This window comes from Labrys monachus (assembly GCF_030814655.1).
Classification (GTDB): Bacteria; Pseudomonadota; Alphaproteobacteria; order Rhizobiales; family Labraceae; genus Labrys; species Labrys monacha.
In genome coordinates, this window is record NZ_JAUSVK010000001.1 from 6,253,761 (window position 1) to 6,268,258 (window position 14,498).

Below are 14,498 nucleotides of genomic sequence, written 5' to 3' on the forward strand. Positions count from 1 at the left end.
TGATTCCCGGAGCGCGGACATCCCTGCCCGCTCTTCCCGAGGGACCGGTGCCTCCAGGAGCGGACGGGGATGTCCGCGCTCCGGAAAAGCCTACCGTTTCGCCACGAACACCGCGGTGTCGAGGGTGAAGGTGCCGTCCTCCTCGACGGCGAAATGCTCGCGCACCTCCGCCGAGGTCACCGCCTGCAGGGCGCGGATCGCCTCGACGAAGACGGGCGGCGTGCGCATGCGGGCGATCCACGAGGTGAAGTCGAGCCGCAGGCGCATGGCGCGCGTCGCGGTCACCGTGAAGCCGGCCGCCGCCAGCATCGCCTCCCATTCGGCCACCGTATAGTCGCGCACATGCGAGGGGTCGCGCAGCATCTCGATCGTCTGCAGGAAGGTGTCGCTCACCGGCCGCGGCGGCGCCGTCACGTCGGCGAACACCAGCGTGCCGCCTTCGGCGGCGACGCGGAAGGCCTCGCGCAGGGCGGCGGGGACGTCGCCCCAGTGATGGGCGCTGAAGCGGCTCATCACCATGTCGAAGCTGCCGTCGGCGAAGGGCAGATGCTCGGCCGAGCCCTGCTGCGTCCGGATATTGGCGAGGCCGCGCCGGGCCGCCTCGCCGGCCACCGCGGCCAGCATGTCCGCGGACAGGTCATAGGCGGTGACCGTGCCGGCGAAGGGCGACGCGGCGAAGCTGACATGGCCGCCGCCGCAGCCCAGATCGAGCACGCGCGCCGGGCGCGCCGCGGCGACCTCGGCGGCCATGGCCTCGAGATCCTCGCCCCGGGCGTGGACGACGCTCGCGACATAGGCGGCGGCCTGCGAGCCGAATTGATGGGTGACCAGTGTTTCCAGAGCGGCCGAGCGGGCCATGGCTTTCTCCCTTTGCAGTCTTGTCGCTCCCAGGGGGCCTCCCTGCGGGAGCGACAGGCTGGAAATGTTCTACATCCGTCGTTACACCGGTACCAGATCCAAACTTATCCTGGTATGAATGGTGCCATGACACTCGAATCCGACCAGGCGCGGCGCCAGCAGCTCGGGGCGTTCCTGCGCTCCCAGCGGGCGCGGCTGTCGCCGGCCCTGTTCGGCCTGCCCGGCGGCGCGAGGCGGCGCACGCCCGGCCTGCGGCGCGAGGAGGTCGCCCAGCTCGGCGGCCTGTCGACGACATGGTACACCTGGCTCGAGCAGGGACGCGACATCTCGCTGTCCGCCCATGCGCTCGGCCGCCTCGCCGGCGTCCTGAAATTCTCGCCCGCCGAACGCAGCTATCTGTTCGATCTCGCCGGCAAGCGCGATCCGCAGGGCGCCGGCGACGCGGAGCCGGCGGCGCCCGCCGCCCTGCTCGCGGCGCTGGAGACGGTGGCGGCCCCCGCTTATGTGATCGACCCTCTGTGGAACGCGCTGGGCTGGAACAAGGCCGCCGCCGACCTCTTCACCGGCTGGCTCGACGGCGACAACGACCGCAACCTCCTGCATTTCATCTTCCTGAAGCCGGAAGCCCGGCTCCTGATCGAGGATTGGGACGCGCGGGCGCGGCGGGTGATCGCCGAATTCCGCATCGACTACGGCCACCATCTCGACGAGCCGGCCATGCAGGCGCTGGTCGCCCGGCTGGTGCGCGAAAGCCCCTTCTTCGCCGAGGCCTGGCATGGGCACAGCGTCACCGGCCGGGAGGGCGGGCTGCGGCGCTTCAACCATCCCCGGCGCGGCAGGCTGGACTATCAGCAGGTCACCCTCAATCCGACCACCCGCCCGGACCTCAAATTCGTCATCCTCGTCGGCGGACGCTGAGGCGGAAGGCCGATGCCGGGCGAGCCGGCGGCCGGAGCCGCCCGGCCCGCGGCGTCCCTGGCCGCGGCGTCCTCGGCCTTGCCCCTGAGGGACGCCTCGGATAGGGTCCGCGCCACTTTGCTCGCAAGGGCGCCCCGAGCGACTCTCCGAAGGCTTTTCCATGTCCCTTGAGACCGATCTTCTGGTCGACCGCCGCCTCCTGCGCCGGAAGCTCACACTATGGCGCGTGCTCGCCTTCCTGTTTCTGGCTGCCGCGCTGCTGGTCGCCTATGTGACGCTCGGCGGCAACGCTTCCTTCCAGCATCGCGGCGACCATATCGCCCGCGTCAAGGTCAGCGGCTTCATCGGCGACCAGACCGCCAATCTGAAGCTGTTCGACGCCATCGCCCGGTCGAGCGCCAAGGCGGTGATCGTCGACATCAATTCGCCGGGGGGCACCACCACCGGCGGCGAGGCGCTCTATGACGGCCTGCGCAAATTGTCGGCGGCCAAGCCGACGGTGGCGGTGATCGACGGCCTCGGCGCCTCCGCCGCCTATATGGCGGCGCTCGGCACCGACCATATCGTGGCGCGGCGGACCTCGCTCGTCGGCTCGATCGGGGTGCTGGTGCAATATCCCAACTTCACCAGGCTGCTGAACACCATCGGCGTGTCGGTCGAGGCGGTGAAGTCCTCGCCGCTCAAGGCCGCGCCGGACGGCGTGTCGCCGACCAGCCCGGAGGCCACCGCGGCGCTCGCCTCCATCGTCAACGACACCTATGCCTGGTTCAAGGGACTGGTTAGGGAACGCCGCGGCTATGACGATGCCGGCCTCGCCGCCGTCTCGGACGGGCGCATCTTCACCGGCAAGCAGGCGCTCGACCTCAAGCTGATCGACGGCATCGGCGACGAGAGCAATGCGGTCGCCTGGCTGAGCCAGGCCCGGTCGATCGGCAGGGACCTGCCGGTCGAGGACTGGGACAAGCCCTCGACGAGCTCGTCCTTCCCGTTCGCGCGGGCCGCCGCCTGGCTCGCCGACAGCGCCGGCCTGACGGTGCTGGGCGACGTCCTGCGGGCCGCCCCCGAGGCGCAACCGGCGGCGCTTGACGGCCTCGTATCGGTTTGGCACCCTTGAAACAAAAGCAACGGCCTTCAAAGGCTCCAGCCAAGGTTTCGAGACCGGGTATTCCGAAGACAGGCTCCAGCCTTGCCGGGGCCTTGCGCCGCGCGAGAGTTGCGTCGGCCCTGTTCGGGCAGATAGACACGATCGACAACGAAACGAACGATTGGCGGGCGTAAGATGATCAAATCCGAACTGGTCCTGAAAATCGCGGAAGCCAATCCGCATCTCTACCAGCGCGACATCGAGAATATCGTCAACGCGATCCTCGACGAGATCGCCAACGCCATGGCCAATGGCGACCGCGTCGAGCTGCGCGGCTTCGGGGCCTTCTCGGTCAAGGCACGGCCGGCGCGCATCGGCCGCAATCCGCGCACCGGCGCCCATGTGCCGGTGGAGGAGAAGTTCGTGCCCTTCTTCAAGACCGGCAAGGACATGCGGCTGCGCCTCAACAAGCCGACGGCCAAGGCATGACGGGCGGCAGGGCGCCGGCGAGGCTGAAATCGCCGAGGCGAGGCGGGAACGAGGGCGGGCGATGAAGCGCTTCTTCTATTATCTGGTCCTCATTCCCGTCGCGGCGGTGGTGCTGGCCTTCGCCTTCGCCAATCGCGAATGGGTGACGCTGTCGTTCGACCCGCTGAACCCCCAGGCGCCGGCGGCGGCCCTCGACGCGCCGCTGTTCCTCATCCTGTTCGCCGTGCTGATCCTCGGCGTGCTGCTCGGCGGCTTCTCGGTGTGGCTGAAGCAGGGGCGCCATCGCCGCGCCGCCCGCCTCGCCCGCGCCGAGGCCGAGCGCTACCGGGCCGAGGCGGAGCACCTCCGGGCGCAGCTCGCGGCGGCCTCGCAGCCGCGCGACAGCCACGCCATCCTGCCCTCGCCCGTGCCTTTCTGAGCAGGCTTCCCTTCCCCCGAGCATCGGCCGGTCAAGGCCAGGAGTGCCCATGCGCGTCGTTACCGCCGACGAGATCGACGAACTCTTGAGCTTTCCCGACCTCGTCAACGCCCTGCGCGATGCCTTCGCCGCCGATTTCGTCACCCCGCCGCGCCAGCACCTCGAGATCGGCCATGGCGCCCATGCGGCGACGGCGCTGATGATGCCGTCCTGGACGGCGGATGCGCCCGGCCCCGGCGCCTTCCTCGGCACCAAGCTCGTCAACGTCTTCCCGGGCAACGGCGCGCGGGGCATGCCGGCCGTGCTCGGCACCTATGTGCTGATGTCCGGCGACACCGGCGCGCCGCTGGCGGCGATCGACGGCACCCGCCTCACCCATTGGCGCACGGCGGCGGCCTCGGCCCTCGCCGCCTCCTATCTCGCCCGGCCCGACGCGCGGCGGCTCACCATGGTCGGGACCGGCGCGCTCGCGCCCTTCCTGATCCGCGCCCATATGAGCCAGCGCCCGGTCACCGAGATCACCATCTGGAACCATCGGCCCGAAAGCGCGGCGACGCTGATCGAAAAGCTCGCCCAGGCCGGCTTTGCGGCGCGGTTCGAGCCGGACCTCGAAAGCGCCGTCCGCTCGGCCGACATCGTGTCCTGCGCCACGCTGACCCGGGAACCGCTCGTCAGGGGCGCCTGGCTCAGGCCCGGCACCCATCTCGACCTCGTCGGCGCCTTCAACCTGCAGATGCGCGAAGCGGACGACGAAGCAGCCCGGCGTTCCGAGCTGTTCATCGACACCGAAGCGGCGCTCACCGAGGGCGGCGACGTCGCGCTGGCGATCGGCAGCGGCGCGGTGGCGCGCGGCGACGTCCGCGCCACCCTGTCGGACCTCGCCCGCGGCCGGCACCAGGGCCGCTGCGGCGACGAGGCCATCACTTTGTTCAAATCGATCGGATCCGCCCTGGAGGACCTCGCGGCGGCGATGCTGGTGTGGCGCAAGATCGAAGCATAGGGTGGTTGCCCTGATCGATTCACACGCCTTTCCATCCCCTCCCGGAGCCTCGCCATGCCTCCCTCCCCGTCCGATGCCCGTGCCCGCCGGCTCGACGCCGTCATCGACGCCGCCATCGGCGAGGAGCGCATCGTCGGCGCGGTCGTGCTGGTGGCCGAGGACGGGCAGATCGTCTATCGCCGCGCCGCCGGCCATGCCGACCGCGAGGCGGGCCGGCCCACGGCCGAGGACAGCATCTTCCGCCTGGCCTCGGTGACCAAGCCGCTCGTCGCCGCGGCGGCCCTGTCGCTCGCCGAAGCGGGCGTGCTGGGGCTCGACGATCCCGTGACGCGCTTCCTGCCCGGCTTCCGGCCGAAGCTCGCCGACGGCAGCGAACCGGCGATCACCGTGCGCCAGCTGCTCACCCATACCAGCGGGCTGATCTACGGCTATCCCGAATCGGCCGGGATCTCCGAGGGGATAGACCGCCCGGGCCGCGGCATGGTGGAGAACCTCGAACGGATCGCGGCCCAGCCCCTCGCCTTCGCCCCCGGCACGGCCTGGCGCTATTCGGTGGCGATCGACGTCCTCGGCGGGCTCCTGGAGCAGGCGGCCGGCGCCGGCCTTCCCGCCATCGTCGCCCGCCACGTGACCGGGCCGCTCGGCCTCGCCGATACCGAATTCACGCCGACGAAGCCCGAACGCCTCGCCGCCGCCTATGCCGACGGGAAGCCACGGCCGATCCGCATGGCCGCCCTGCAGCCGGTCCAGGGCAAGGACACCATCTTCCTTTTCGCGCCGGACCGCTGCTTCGACCCTGCCTCCTTCCCCTCCGGCGGCGCCGGCATGGTCGGGACGGCCGGCGATTTCCTCGCCTTCCTCGAGGCCGTACGTACCGGCGGCGGCCCGATCCTCTCGCCGGCGAGCGCGGCCCTGCTCGGCGAGAACGCCATCGGCACCCTCGACACCGGCGTCCCCGGCCGCGGCTTCAGCCTCGGCTGGTCGATCGCGCGCGATCCCGCCGCCGCGGGCGTGCCCTATTCGCCGGGCAGCTGGCAGTGGGGCGGCGTCTACGGCCATTCCTGGTTCGTCGATCCGGCGCGCCGGCTTTCGGTCGTCGCCTTCTCCAACACCGCGGTCGCCGGCGTGGACGGCGCCTACCCCGAAGCGATCCGCAACGCCGTCTATGGCTGAGCGGCAGGGCGCGGAGACCTCCCGGCTGCGCGGGCTCCCGGTCCGCCCCTTGCTGCAAGCGCAGCGTTCGCACGGGCGGACGGGACGTCCGCGCACCCGGGGGAAAATCCTCCTCGCAGCCCTGCTCGCCTGCCTCGCGCTGGCCTCCCCGGGCCGGGCGGGGACCGCCGATCCGCCCGCCGGCCTGCCGATCGCGATCTATCCGGCCTCGGGCCGCCCGCTGGGGCTGGTGGTGCTGCTCTCCGGCGACGGCGGCTGGCAGGCCATCGACCGCGCGCTCGCCCGCCGCTTCGCCGCCGCCGGCTTCGGCGTGGTCGGCCTCGATTCGCTCGATTATTTCTTCGCCCGCAAGACGCCGGAGCGCCTCGCCGCCGACCTCGACCGCATCGCCGACGCCTATCGGCAGGCATGGGGCGTGCGCCGCATCGCCTTCGTCGGCTATTCCTTCGGCGCCGACGCCTTCCCCTTCGCCTGGCCGCATCTGGCGGCCCGGACCCGCCGGGCGACGCGCCTCGTCGCCCTGCTCGGGCTGGTGCCCGCCGCCGATTTCCGCATTTCCATCCTCGAAATGCTCGACATCCCCTCGGCCGACGACGTACCCGTCGGCCCGGCCCTGCGCAGCCTGCCGATGGACAAGGTCATCTGCCTCTATGGCGTCGAGGAACGCGCCGCCGGCAACACCGCCTGCACCCTGCCCGAACTCGGCCGCGCCACCCGCATCGAACGGCGGGGCGGCCATCATTTCGACGGCGACTATGCGGGGATCGCGCGGATCATCCTGCGCAGGCTGGGGGCCGCTTCTCGCTCCGGCATGCGGTAATCCGCGAAGCCGAGGGTTCATGCGGGAAGCGTCGGCGAGACGCCGATGAGCGCCGAGTTAAAGCGATGTTTGGCCCGTAACGGTTCAGGATTTGTCATTGCCGGGCCGCTTGCTCGTCCCGGACGAAGTCTGGACACCCGGGACAAGCCCGGGTGTGACAAAAATGCGCCTCTTCCTGTTATCTCGACGCCTCTGCGCTCCCAGGGTTCTACGTCGCCAGTTCCGCCACCACGGCGTCCAGCAGCGGGAAACCGGCGCGGGTGACGCGGATGCGCGCGCCCGTGCGCTCGATCATGCCGCCTTCGGCGAGGCCGGCGAGGCGGCGCGCGTCGACCGGGCGGCCGCGCAGGGCGGCGAGGCGGTCGAGGTCGATGCCTTCGGCGAGGCGCAGGCCCATCAGGAGGAGCTCGTCGCCCTGCTCGTCCGGGGCGAGGGGCTGGTCGTCGACGAGGCCGTGGCCCTGCCGGTCGACGGCGGCGAACCATTTTTCCGGATTGCGCTCGGTCGACAGCGCGCGACGGACGCCGCCGCCGTCGACGAGGCGCCCATGCGCGCCGGGACCGATGCCGGCATAGTCGCCATAGCGCCAATAGACGAGGTTGTGCCGGCATTCGGCGCCGGGCCGGGCATGGTTCGAGATCTCGTAGGCCGGCAGGCCGCGCCGCTCGCAGGTCTCGCGGGTGATGTCGAACAGCACGCGGGCATCGTCGTCGGGCATCGGCACGAGCTTGCCGGCGGCGACGAGCCGCTCATACATGGTGTCGGGCTCGATGGTGAGCTGGTAGAGCGAAAGATGCTCGGCCGCGCGGTCGATGGCGCCGTCGAGCTCGGCCTGCCAGTCACCGGGCTGCTGGCCGGGCCGGGCATAGATGAGGTCGAAGGAGAAGCGCTCGAAGCTCCTGGCCGCGATCTCCACCGCCGCCATCGCCTCGGCGACACTGTGCATGCGCCCGAGGCGCTTGAGGTCGGCATCGTTCATCGCCTGCACGCCGAGCGAGACGCGGTTGATGCCGGCGGCGCGATAGCCGGCGAACCGCCCGGCGTCGACGCTGGTGGGGTTGGCTTCCAGCGAGATCTCGGCATCGGGCGCCACCGTCCAGGCGCCGGCGACGGCATCGAGCAGGGCGCCGACGGTCTCCGGCGCCATCAGGGAGGGCGTGCCGCCGCCGAAGAAGATCGAGGACACGGTCCGCCCCGGCGCGATGGCGGCCATATGGGCGATCTCGCGGCGATAGGCCTCGACATAGCGCGCCTGGTCGACGCCGCCCTGGCGGACATGGCTGTTGAAGTCGCAATAGGGGCATTTGGCCAGGCAGAACGGCCAATGCAGATAGACGCCGAAGCCGGGGCCGGAGGGGGAAGAGGTCATCGGGCTCAAGTGGCAGTTGATGATGGCGGCGTCAATGGCGGGGGCTGGACAACCTTCTCCCGATTCGGGAGAAGGTGGCGCGAAGCGCCGGATGAGGGTCTAAACCTGGATATGGAAAGCACGAAATCCCCGCCTTTCAATCATGAAGAAAGGCAGCTCGCAGGATCTCCTGCAATACCGGGTCGAGATCACCTTTCAACTGTTCGTTTGTAAAACGCAGCACCGCAAATCCCGACGCCTCGATTGCCGCGGTGCGCTCCTCATCATATTCGCGATGCCAATCGTGTTGCTTGCCATCGAGCTCGATCACCAGTCGTTTCTCAAGACATACGAAGTCGACGGTGTAGGCCAGCAACGGGACCTGCCGCCTGAATTTGAGACCTTGCAGCCTTCTTCCACGCAGAGCTTGCCAGAGACGGCCTTCGACATCGGTCTGATTGGCTCGAAGCTGCCTTGCGAATAAACGCTGTTCGCTCGTCATGATGGGGATCCCGGCTGCGCCTTTCCTGTCGAAGTCTAGGCCCTCATCCGGCGCTTCGCGCCACCTTCTCCCGCACCGGGAGAAGGTTGATTCCCATCCGCCGCTATCCACAACCCATATCCGGCTTCCCCGTGCCTGATTCGGCTGCTTCTGCTAGGGTCCGGCCATGAACATCGCTCCCCAGAAACCCGACCCGGACGGCCTGCAGCCGGTCACGCCGATGATGGCGCAATATCTCGAGATCAAGGCGGCGCATCAGGGGGCGCTGCTGTTCTACCGCATGGGCGATTTCTACGAATTGTTCTTCGAGGATGCCGAGATCGCCTCCAAGACGCTCGGCATCGTGCTGACCAAGCGCGGCAAGCACCAGGGCGCCGACATCGCCATGTGCGGCGTGCCGGTGGTGCGTGCCGACGAATATCTGCAGCGCCTGATCGCGCATGGCCATCGCGTCGCGGTGTGCGAGCAGATGGAGGACCCGGCGGAGGCCAAGAAGCGCGGCGGCAAGTCGGTGGTCCGGCGCGGCGTCGTCCGCCTCGTCACGCCCGGCACCATCACCGAGGAGACGCTGCTGGAGCCCACCCGCTCCAACCTGCTGCTCGCGGTGGCGCGCCTGCGCGTCTCCGACGACGAGGCGCGCTACGGCCTCGCCTTCGCCGACATCTCCACCGGCCAGTTCGGCCTGTCGGAATGCTCACCCGCCGGCCTCGCGGCCGAGATCGCCCGGCTCGATCCGAGCGAGGTCGTCATCGCCGAGGCGGTGCACGAGGACGAGGCGCTCGCGCCGCTGTGGCGCGAAATCCGCGCCGCGGTGACCCCGGTCGGCCGCGACGTCTTCGACGGCGGCCAGGCCGAGCGGCGCCTGGCGGACTTCTTCGACGTCGCCACCATCGACGGCTTCGGCAGCTTCTCGCGGGCGGAGACCGTCGCGGCCGCCGGGCTGGTGACCTACATCCTGCGCACCCAGGTCGGCCGGAAGCCGGCGCTCGATCCGCCGCGCCGGGACGGGGCCAGCAGCCATATGGCGATCGACGCGGCGACGCGCGCCAATCTCGAATTGCTGCGCACGCTCGGCGGGGAGCGCGCGGGCTCGCTGTTCGACGCCATCGACCGCACGGTGACGGCCGGCGGCGGGCGCCTGCTGGCGCAATGGCTGGCGAGCCCGCTGATCCGTCCCGACGCCATCGCCGAGCGGCAGGATGCGGTCGCCTTCTTCACCGAAAGGGCGCTGCTGCGCGGGCAGATGCGGGCGCGGCTGCGGTCCGCGCCGGATATCGCGCGCTCGATGGGGCGGCTGGCGCTCGACCGCGCCGGCCCGCGCGACCTCGCCGCGCTGCGCGAGGGGCTCGGCGGCATCGCCGACCTCGAAGCCCTCCTGCAGGCCCAGGCCGACCTGCCGCCGATCCTCGCCGCGATCGCCGCGGCGCTGGCCCGGCCGGACCGCGGCCTCGCTCCCCGCCTCGCGGCGGCGCTGGAGGACGACCTGCCGCTGCTCAAGCGCGACGGCGGCTTCATCCGCGCCGGCTATGACGCGGCGCTCGACGAGACGCGGGCGCTGCGCGACGAGAGCCGGCGCGTCATCGCCGCCCTGCAGGCGCGCTATGCCGAGACGAGCGAGGTGCGCCAGCTCAAGATCAAGCACAACAACATGCTCGGCTATTTCGTCGAGGTGCCGCAGCAGGCGGGCGAGGCCTTCCTGCAGCCCGGCCTGCGCGAGACCTATGTCCATCGCCAGACCATGGCCGGCGCCATGCGCTTCTCGACCTCGGAGCTCTCGACGCTGGAATCGCGCATCGCTTCGGCGGCCGAACAGGCGCTCGCCGGCGAGCTGGCGATCTTCGGCGAACTGGCCGGCGCCCTGCTCGCCGACGGCGCGGCCATCCGCACAGCCACCGAGGCGCTCGCCCTGCTCGACGTCATCGTGGCGCTGGCCGTGCTGGCGGAAGAGGAGAACTATGCCCGGCCGGCGGTCGACGGCTCGCTCGCCTTCGCCATCGAGGGCGGCCGCCATCCGGTCGTCGAACAGGCGCTGAAGCGCGACGGCAAGCCCTTCGTCGCCAATGACTGCGACCTGTCGGGCCAGGAAGCCGGCAAGGCTGGGGCCGGCAAGGCTGCGGGCAGGAGCGCGCCGGACAAGAGCGCGGCGGGGAAGATCTGGCTGCTGACCGGCCCCAACATGGCCGGCAAGTCGACCTTCCTGCGCCAGAACGCCCTCATCGCCGTGCTGGCGCAGATCGGCTCCTTCGTGCCGGCCCGGCAGGCCCATATCGGCGCCGTCGACGCCCTGTTTTCCCGCGTCGGCGCGGCCGACGATCTCGCCCGCGGCCGCTCCACCTTCATGGTCGAGATGGTGGAGACGGCGGCCATCCTCAACCAGGCCGGGCCCCGCGCCCTCGTCATCCTCGACGAGATCGGGCGCGGCACCGCCACCTTCGACGGCCTGTCCATCGCCTGGGCGGCGATCGAGAACCTCTCGGCCGTCAATCGCTGCCGCGCTCTGTTCGCCACGCATTACCATGAACTGACCCAGCTTTCGAAGAAGCTGCCGCGCCTGGCCAACGCCACCATGCGGGTGACCGAATGGCAGGGCGACGTCGTCTTCCTGCACGAGGTGGTGCCGGGCGCGGCGGACCGCTCCTACGGTATCCAGGTCGCCAAGCTGGCCGGCATGCCCGCCGCGGTGGTGGAGCGGGCGCGCGCCGTGCTGGCGCAGCTCGAAGCGACCGACCGCCAGGCCCCCTCGGCGCGGCTGATCGACGACCTGCCGCTCTTCGCCGCGGCCCCCCGCGCGGCCGCCCCGGCGCCCGCGACCCGGCCGGACGTCGTCGCCGAGGCGCTCGACGCCCTCGATCCCAACGACATGACGCCTCGCCAGGCGCTGGAGGCCTTGTTTTCCTTGAAAGCCAAACGGGATGGCGCCAGAAGAGCGTAGTTCCTGGGACCGCAGGCTTCCAGCCTGCTCTGTTGCGTGTCGCGAAGAGGCAGGCTGGAAGCCTGCGGTCCCAGGGTTGTCACCTTCCCCCAAAGGCCCCCCATGCTCGACAAGCCCGATCGTGAGCTGCATCTCGTCATCGACCGCATGGCGCTCGAGGCGGAGATCGACGCGCTCGCCCTGGAGCACGAGGGCGAGCGCGACGCGCTGCGCCTCGCCGTGGTGGCGCTGCTCAAGACGACGCTGCGCGAGGGGCGCGAGCGCATCAAGGCGTGGTTCCACGAGGACAGGCTCGGCACGGTCTGCGCCCAGCGCCTGTCCTGGCTGGAGGACGAGCTGATCCGCGCGACCTATGCCTATGTCACGCGCTATGTCTACACGACGCATAATCCCACCTCCGGCGAGCGCATGGCGATCATCGCGGTGGGCGGCTACGGCCGGGGCACGCTGGCGCCGGGCTCGGACATCGACCTCCTCTTCCTGCTGCCGGCCAAGCAGACCGCCTGGGGCGAGAGCGTCACCGAGGCGATCCTCTACGTGCTGTGGGACCTCGGCCAGAAGGTCGGCCACGCCACGCGCTCGATCGACGACTGCCTGCGCCTCGCCCGCACCGACATGACCATCCGCACCACGCTGCTGGAGGCGCGCCCGATCCTCGGCGACATGTCGCTGGCCGGGGATCTCGCCGCCCGCTTCGACAAGGAGATCGTGCAGTCGACGGCGGCCGAGTTCGTCGCCGCCAAGCTCGCCGAACGCGACGAGCGCATCGTCAAGACCGGCAATTCGCGCTACCGCGTCGAGCCCAACGTCAAGGAGGGCAAGGGCGGCCTGCGCGACCTCAACACGCTCTACTGGATCGCCAAATATGTCTACCGGGTGCGCGACGCCGCGGCGCTGGTCGATGCCGGCCTGTTCACGCGGCGCGAATACCGGCAATTCGTGCTGGCGGAGGATTTCCTGTGGGCGACGCGCTGCGCCATCCATTTCCTCGCCGGACGGCCCGATGACCGCCTGACCTTCGACCTCCAGCAGGATATCGCCACCTTGCTCGGCTATGCCGACCGCGGCGGCCTGCGCGGCGTCGAGCGCTTCATGAAGCATTATTTCCTCGTCGCCAAGGATGTCGGCGACCTCACGGCGATCGTCTGCGCCGCCCTGGAGGAACGCCAGCAGAAGCCCCGCGCGCGGCTCGACCGCTTCATCGCGCCGTTCCGCCGGGCCCAGCGCCAGGCCTTGACCGGCACCAAGGACTTCGTGATCGACACGGGGCGCCTCAACGTCGCCGACGACAAGGCGTTCGCGCGCGATCCGGTCAACCTGATCCGCCTGTTCCACCTCGCCGATCTCCACAGCCTGGCGCTGCACCCGGTGGCGATGCGCCTCGTCACCCAGTCGCTGAAGCTGATCACCGCGGCGCTGCGCGACAACACCGAGGCCAACCGCCTCTTCCTCGAGATCCTGACCTCGCGCAACGCACCGGAAACCGTGCTCAGGCGCATGAACGAGGCCGGCGTGCTCGGCCGCTTCATCCCCGACTTCGGCAAGGTCGTCGCGATGATGCAGTTCAACATGTATCATCGCTACACGGTCGACGAGCACCTGCTGCGCTCGGTGGGGGAGCTTGCGGACATCGACCGCAATGTCGGCTCCAACGAGCATCCGCTCGTCAACGAGATCATGCCGACGATCCAGAACCGGACGGCGCTCTACGTCGCCACCTTCCTGCACGACATCGCCAAGGGCCGCCCGGAGGACCACTCCATCGCCGGCGCCCGTATCGCCCGCCGCCTCGGGCCGCGCCTCGGCCTGACCCCGGCCGAGACCGACACGGTGTCCTGGCTCGTCGAGCAGCATCTGGTGATGTCGATGACGGCCCAGTCGCGCGACCTGTCGGACCGCAAGACGATCGAGACCTTCGCCGGCACGGTGCAGACGCTGGAGCGGCTGAAGCTCCTCCTCATCCTCACCGTCGCCGACATCCGCGCCGTCGGCCCCGGCGTGTGGAACGGGTGGAAGGGGCAGCTCCTGCGCTCCCTGTTCTGGGAAACCGAACTGGTGCTGGCGGGCGGCCACTCCAACGCCGACCGGCGCGCCAGCGTGCGCCATTCGCAGGAAGAGCTGCGGGCCGCGCTGACCGACTGGAGCCCTGAGGAGATCGAGGCCTATGTCGGCCGCCATTATCCGCCCTATTGGCTGAAGGTCGACCTGCCGACGCGGCTGCGCCATGCCCGCTTCATCCGCTCGGTGACGGCGCGCGGGGAGAGCCTGGGCACGGAGGTCGACACCGATGCCTTCCGCGGCGTGACCGAGCTCACCGTGCTCGCGCCCGACCATCCGCGCCTGTTGTCGGTGATTGCCGGCGCCTGCGCGGCGGCGGGTGCCAACATCGTCGACGCGCAGATCAACACCACCACCGACGGCCTCGCCCTCGACACCATCTTCGTCAGCCGGGAATTCCCTGAAGATGCCGATGAATTGCGGCGGGCCGGCCGCATCGCCCAGGGCATGGAGCAGGCGCTGAGCGGCGCCATCCGCCTGCCGGAGGCGGTCGCCAAGCGCGGCGCCGGCAAGACGCGCCACCGCGCCTTCCAGGTCGCGCCGGACGTGGTGGTCGACAATGAATGGTCGCACCGCCACACCGTCGTCGAGGTCTCCGGCCTCGACCGGCCGGGCCTGCTCTACGACCTCACCACGGCGATCTCGCAGCTCAACCTCAACATCGCCTCCGCCCACATCGCCACCTTCGGCGAGAAGGCGGTCGACGTGTTCTACGTCACCGACCTCACGGGCGCGAAAATCACCTCGCCGGTACGCCAGCACAGCATCCGCGACAATCTCCTGGCGGTGTTCGGCAAGAAGGAAGGCAAGGGGAAATAGCCCCGGGAGCGCGGACAAGATGTCCAAAGGTGATTTTTGGCCGATGACCGTTCAGGATTTGTCATTGCCGGGCCGCAAG

At 70.1% G+C, this 14,498-nt stretch carries 12 protein-coding genes; 9 read left to right on the forward strand and 3 right to left on the reverse strand.

Annotation, left to right across the window (positions count from 1 at the left end):
- Window positions 1–90 precede the first annotated feature (90 nt).
- A complete protein-coding gene (locus tag J3R73_RS28515; RefSeq protein WP_307435380.1) occupies window positions 91–858 on the reverse strand; it encodes a class I SAM-dependent methyltransferase in 768 nt (255 codons plus the stop codon).
- A gap of 126 nt (window positions 859–984) precedes the next feature.
- On the opposite strand from J3R73_RS28515, the gene J3R73_RS28520 reads away from it, so the two are divergent.
- The 7 genes from J3R73_RS28520 to J3R73_RS28550 all read left to right on the forward strand — a co-directional run bounded on the left by J3R73_RS28520 (window position 985) and on the right by J3R73_RS28550 (window position 6,760).
- Entirely contained in the window at window positions 985–1,776 is a 792-nt protein-coding gene (locus tag J3R73_RS28520; protein WP_307435383.1) for a helix-turn-helix transcriptional regulator, read from the forward strand.
- 160 nt (window positions 1,777–1,936) lie between these two features.
- A complete protein-coding gene (gene sppA, locus J3R73_RS28525) occupies window positions 1,937–2,890 on the forward strand; it encodes a signal peptide peptidase SppA (protein ID WP_307435386.1) in 954 nt (317 codons plus the stop codon).
- A 165-nt stretch (window positions 2,891–3,055) separates the two neighbouring features.
- Complete coding sequence (ihfB, locus tag J3R73_RS28530; protein WP_307435388.1) at window positions 3,056–3,349, forward strand: integration host factor subunit beta; 294 nt, start codon at window positions 3,056–3,058, stop codon at window positions 3,347–3,349.
- Window positions 3,350–3,410: 61 nt separating this feature from the next.
- On the forward strand, window positions 3,411–3,767 hold the full coding sequence (locus tag J3R73_RS28535) for a lipopolysaccharide assembly protein LapA domain-containing protein (protein ID WP_307435392.1): 357 nt from the start codon (window positions 3,411–3,413) through the stop codon (window positions 3,765–3,767).
- Between the two features lie 49 nt (window positions 3,768–3,816).
- The gene (gene lhpI / locus J3R73_RS28540; protein ID WP_307435396.1) at window positions 3,817–4,767 is read left to right on the forward strand and encodes a bifunctional Delta(1)-pyrroline-2-carboxylate/Delta(1)-piperideine-2-carboxylate reductase; all 951 of its coding nucleotides are present in this window, start codon (window positions 3,817–3,819) and stop codon (window positions 4,765–4,767) included.
- A gap of 54 nt (window positions 4,768–4,821) precedes the next feature.
- On the forward strand, window positions 4,822–5,940 hold the full coding sequence (locus J3R73_RS28545) for a serine hydrolase domain-containing protein (protein WP_307435399.1): 1,119 nt from the start codon (window positions 4,822–4,824) through the stop codon (window positions 5,938–5,940).
- Window positions 5,933–6,760 (forward strand): AcvB/VirJ family lysyl-phosphatidylglycerol hydrolase, encoded by an 828-nt coding sequence (locus J3R73_RS28550; protein WP_307435402.1) that lies wholly within the window; start codon window positions 5,933–5,935, stop codon window positions 6,758–6,760. The genes J3R73_RS28545 and J3R73_RS28550 overlap by 8 nt, the downstream gene beginning before the upstream one ends.
- 208 nt (window positions 6,761–6,968) lie before the next feature.
- Here the strand turns inward: J3R73_RS28550 and hemW are convergent, their stop codons facing one another.
- Both hemW and J3R73_RS28560 read right to left on the reverse strand, forming a co-directional pair.
- On the reverse strand, window positions 6,969–8,129 hold the full coding sequence (gene hemW / locus J3R73_RS28555) for a radical SAM family heme chaperone HemW (protein ID WP_307435405.1): 1,161 nt from the start codon (window positions 8,127–8,129) through the stop codon (window positions 6,969–6,971).
- Between the two features lie 136 nt (window positions 8,130–8,265).
- Window positions 8,266–8,610 carry an endonuclease domain-containing protein gene (locus J3R73_RS28560; protein ID WP_307435409.1) on the reverse strand — a complete coding sequence of 115 codons (345 nt, stop codon included), beginning with the start codon at window positions 8,608–8,610 and terminating at the stop codon, window positions 8,266–8,268.
- A gap of 166 nt (window positions 8,611–8,776) precedes the next feature.
- On the opposite strand from J3R73_RS28560, the gene mutS reads away from it, so the two are divergent.
- Complete coding sequence (gene mutS / locus J3R73_RS28565) at window positions 8,777–11,542, forward strand: DNA mismatch repair protein MutS (protein ID WP_307435412.1); 2,766 nt, start codon at window positions 8,777–8,779, stop codon at window positions 11,540–11,542.
- A 102-nt stretch (window positions 11,543–11,644) separates the two neighbouring features.
- Window positions 11,645–14,419 (forward strand): [protein-PII] uridylyltransferase, encoded by a 2,775-nt coding sequence (locus J3R73_RS28570; RefSeq protein ID WP_307435415.1) that lies wholly within the window; start codon window positions 11,645–11,647, stop codon window positions 14,417–14,419.
- Window positions 14,420–14,498: the final 79 nt, after the last annotated feature.

Excerpts from the sequence above, each read along its gene's own strand:
- J3R73_RS28560 (WP_307435409.1), bottom strand. The coding sequence starts at position 8,610 with ATGACGAGCGAACAGCGTTTATTCGCAAGGCAGCTTCGAGCCAATCAG.
- J3R73_RS28570 (WP_307435415.1), top strand. The coding sequence starts at position 11,645 with ATGCTCGACAAGCCCGATCGTGAGCTGCATCTCGTCATCGACCGCATG.
- J3R73_RS28535 (WP_307435392.1), top strand. The coding sequence starts at position 3,411 with ATGAAGCGCTTCTTCTATTATCTGGTCCTCATTCCCGTCGCGGCGGTG.
- J3R73_RS28520 (WP_307435383.1), top strand. The coding sequence starts at position 985 with ATGACACTCGAATCCGACCAGGCGCGGCGCCAGCAGCTCGGGGCGTTC.
- lhpI (WP_307435396.1), top strand. The coding sequence starts at position 3,817 with ATGCGCGTCGTTACCGCCGACGAGATCGACGAACTCTTGAGCTTTCCC.
- J3R73_RS28515 (WP_307435380.1), bottom strand. The coding sequence starts at position 858 with ATGGCCCGCTCGGCCGCTCTGGAAACACTGGTCACCCATCAATTCGGC.
- mutS (WP_307435412.1), top strand. The coding sequence starts at position 8,777 with ATGAACATCGCTCCCCAGAAACCCGACCCGGACGGCCTGCAGCCGGTC.
- J3R73_RS28550 (WP_307435402.1), top strand. The coding sequence starts at position 5,933 with ATGGCTGAGCGGCAGGGCGCGGAGACCTCCCGGCTGCGCGGGCTCCCG.
- J3R73_RS28545 (WP_307435399.1), top strand. The coding sequence starts at position 4,822 with ATGCCTCCCTCCCCGTCCGATGCCCGTGCCCGCCGGCTCGACGCCGTC.
- hemW (WP_307435405.1), bottom strand. The coding sequence starts at position 8,129 with ATGACCTCTTCCCCCTCCGGCCCCGGCTTCGGCGTCTATCTGCATTGG.
- sppA (WP_307435386.1), top strand. The coding sequence starts at position 1,937 with ATGTCCCTTGAGACCGATCTTCTGGTCGACCGCCGCCTCCTGCGCCGG.
- ihfB (WP_307435388.1), top strand. The coding sequence starts at position 3,056 with ATGATCAAATCCGAACTGGTCCTGAAAATCGCGGAAGCCAATCCGCAT.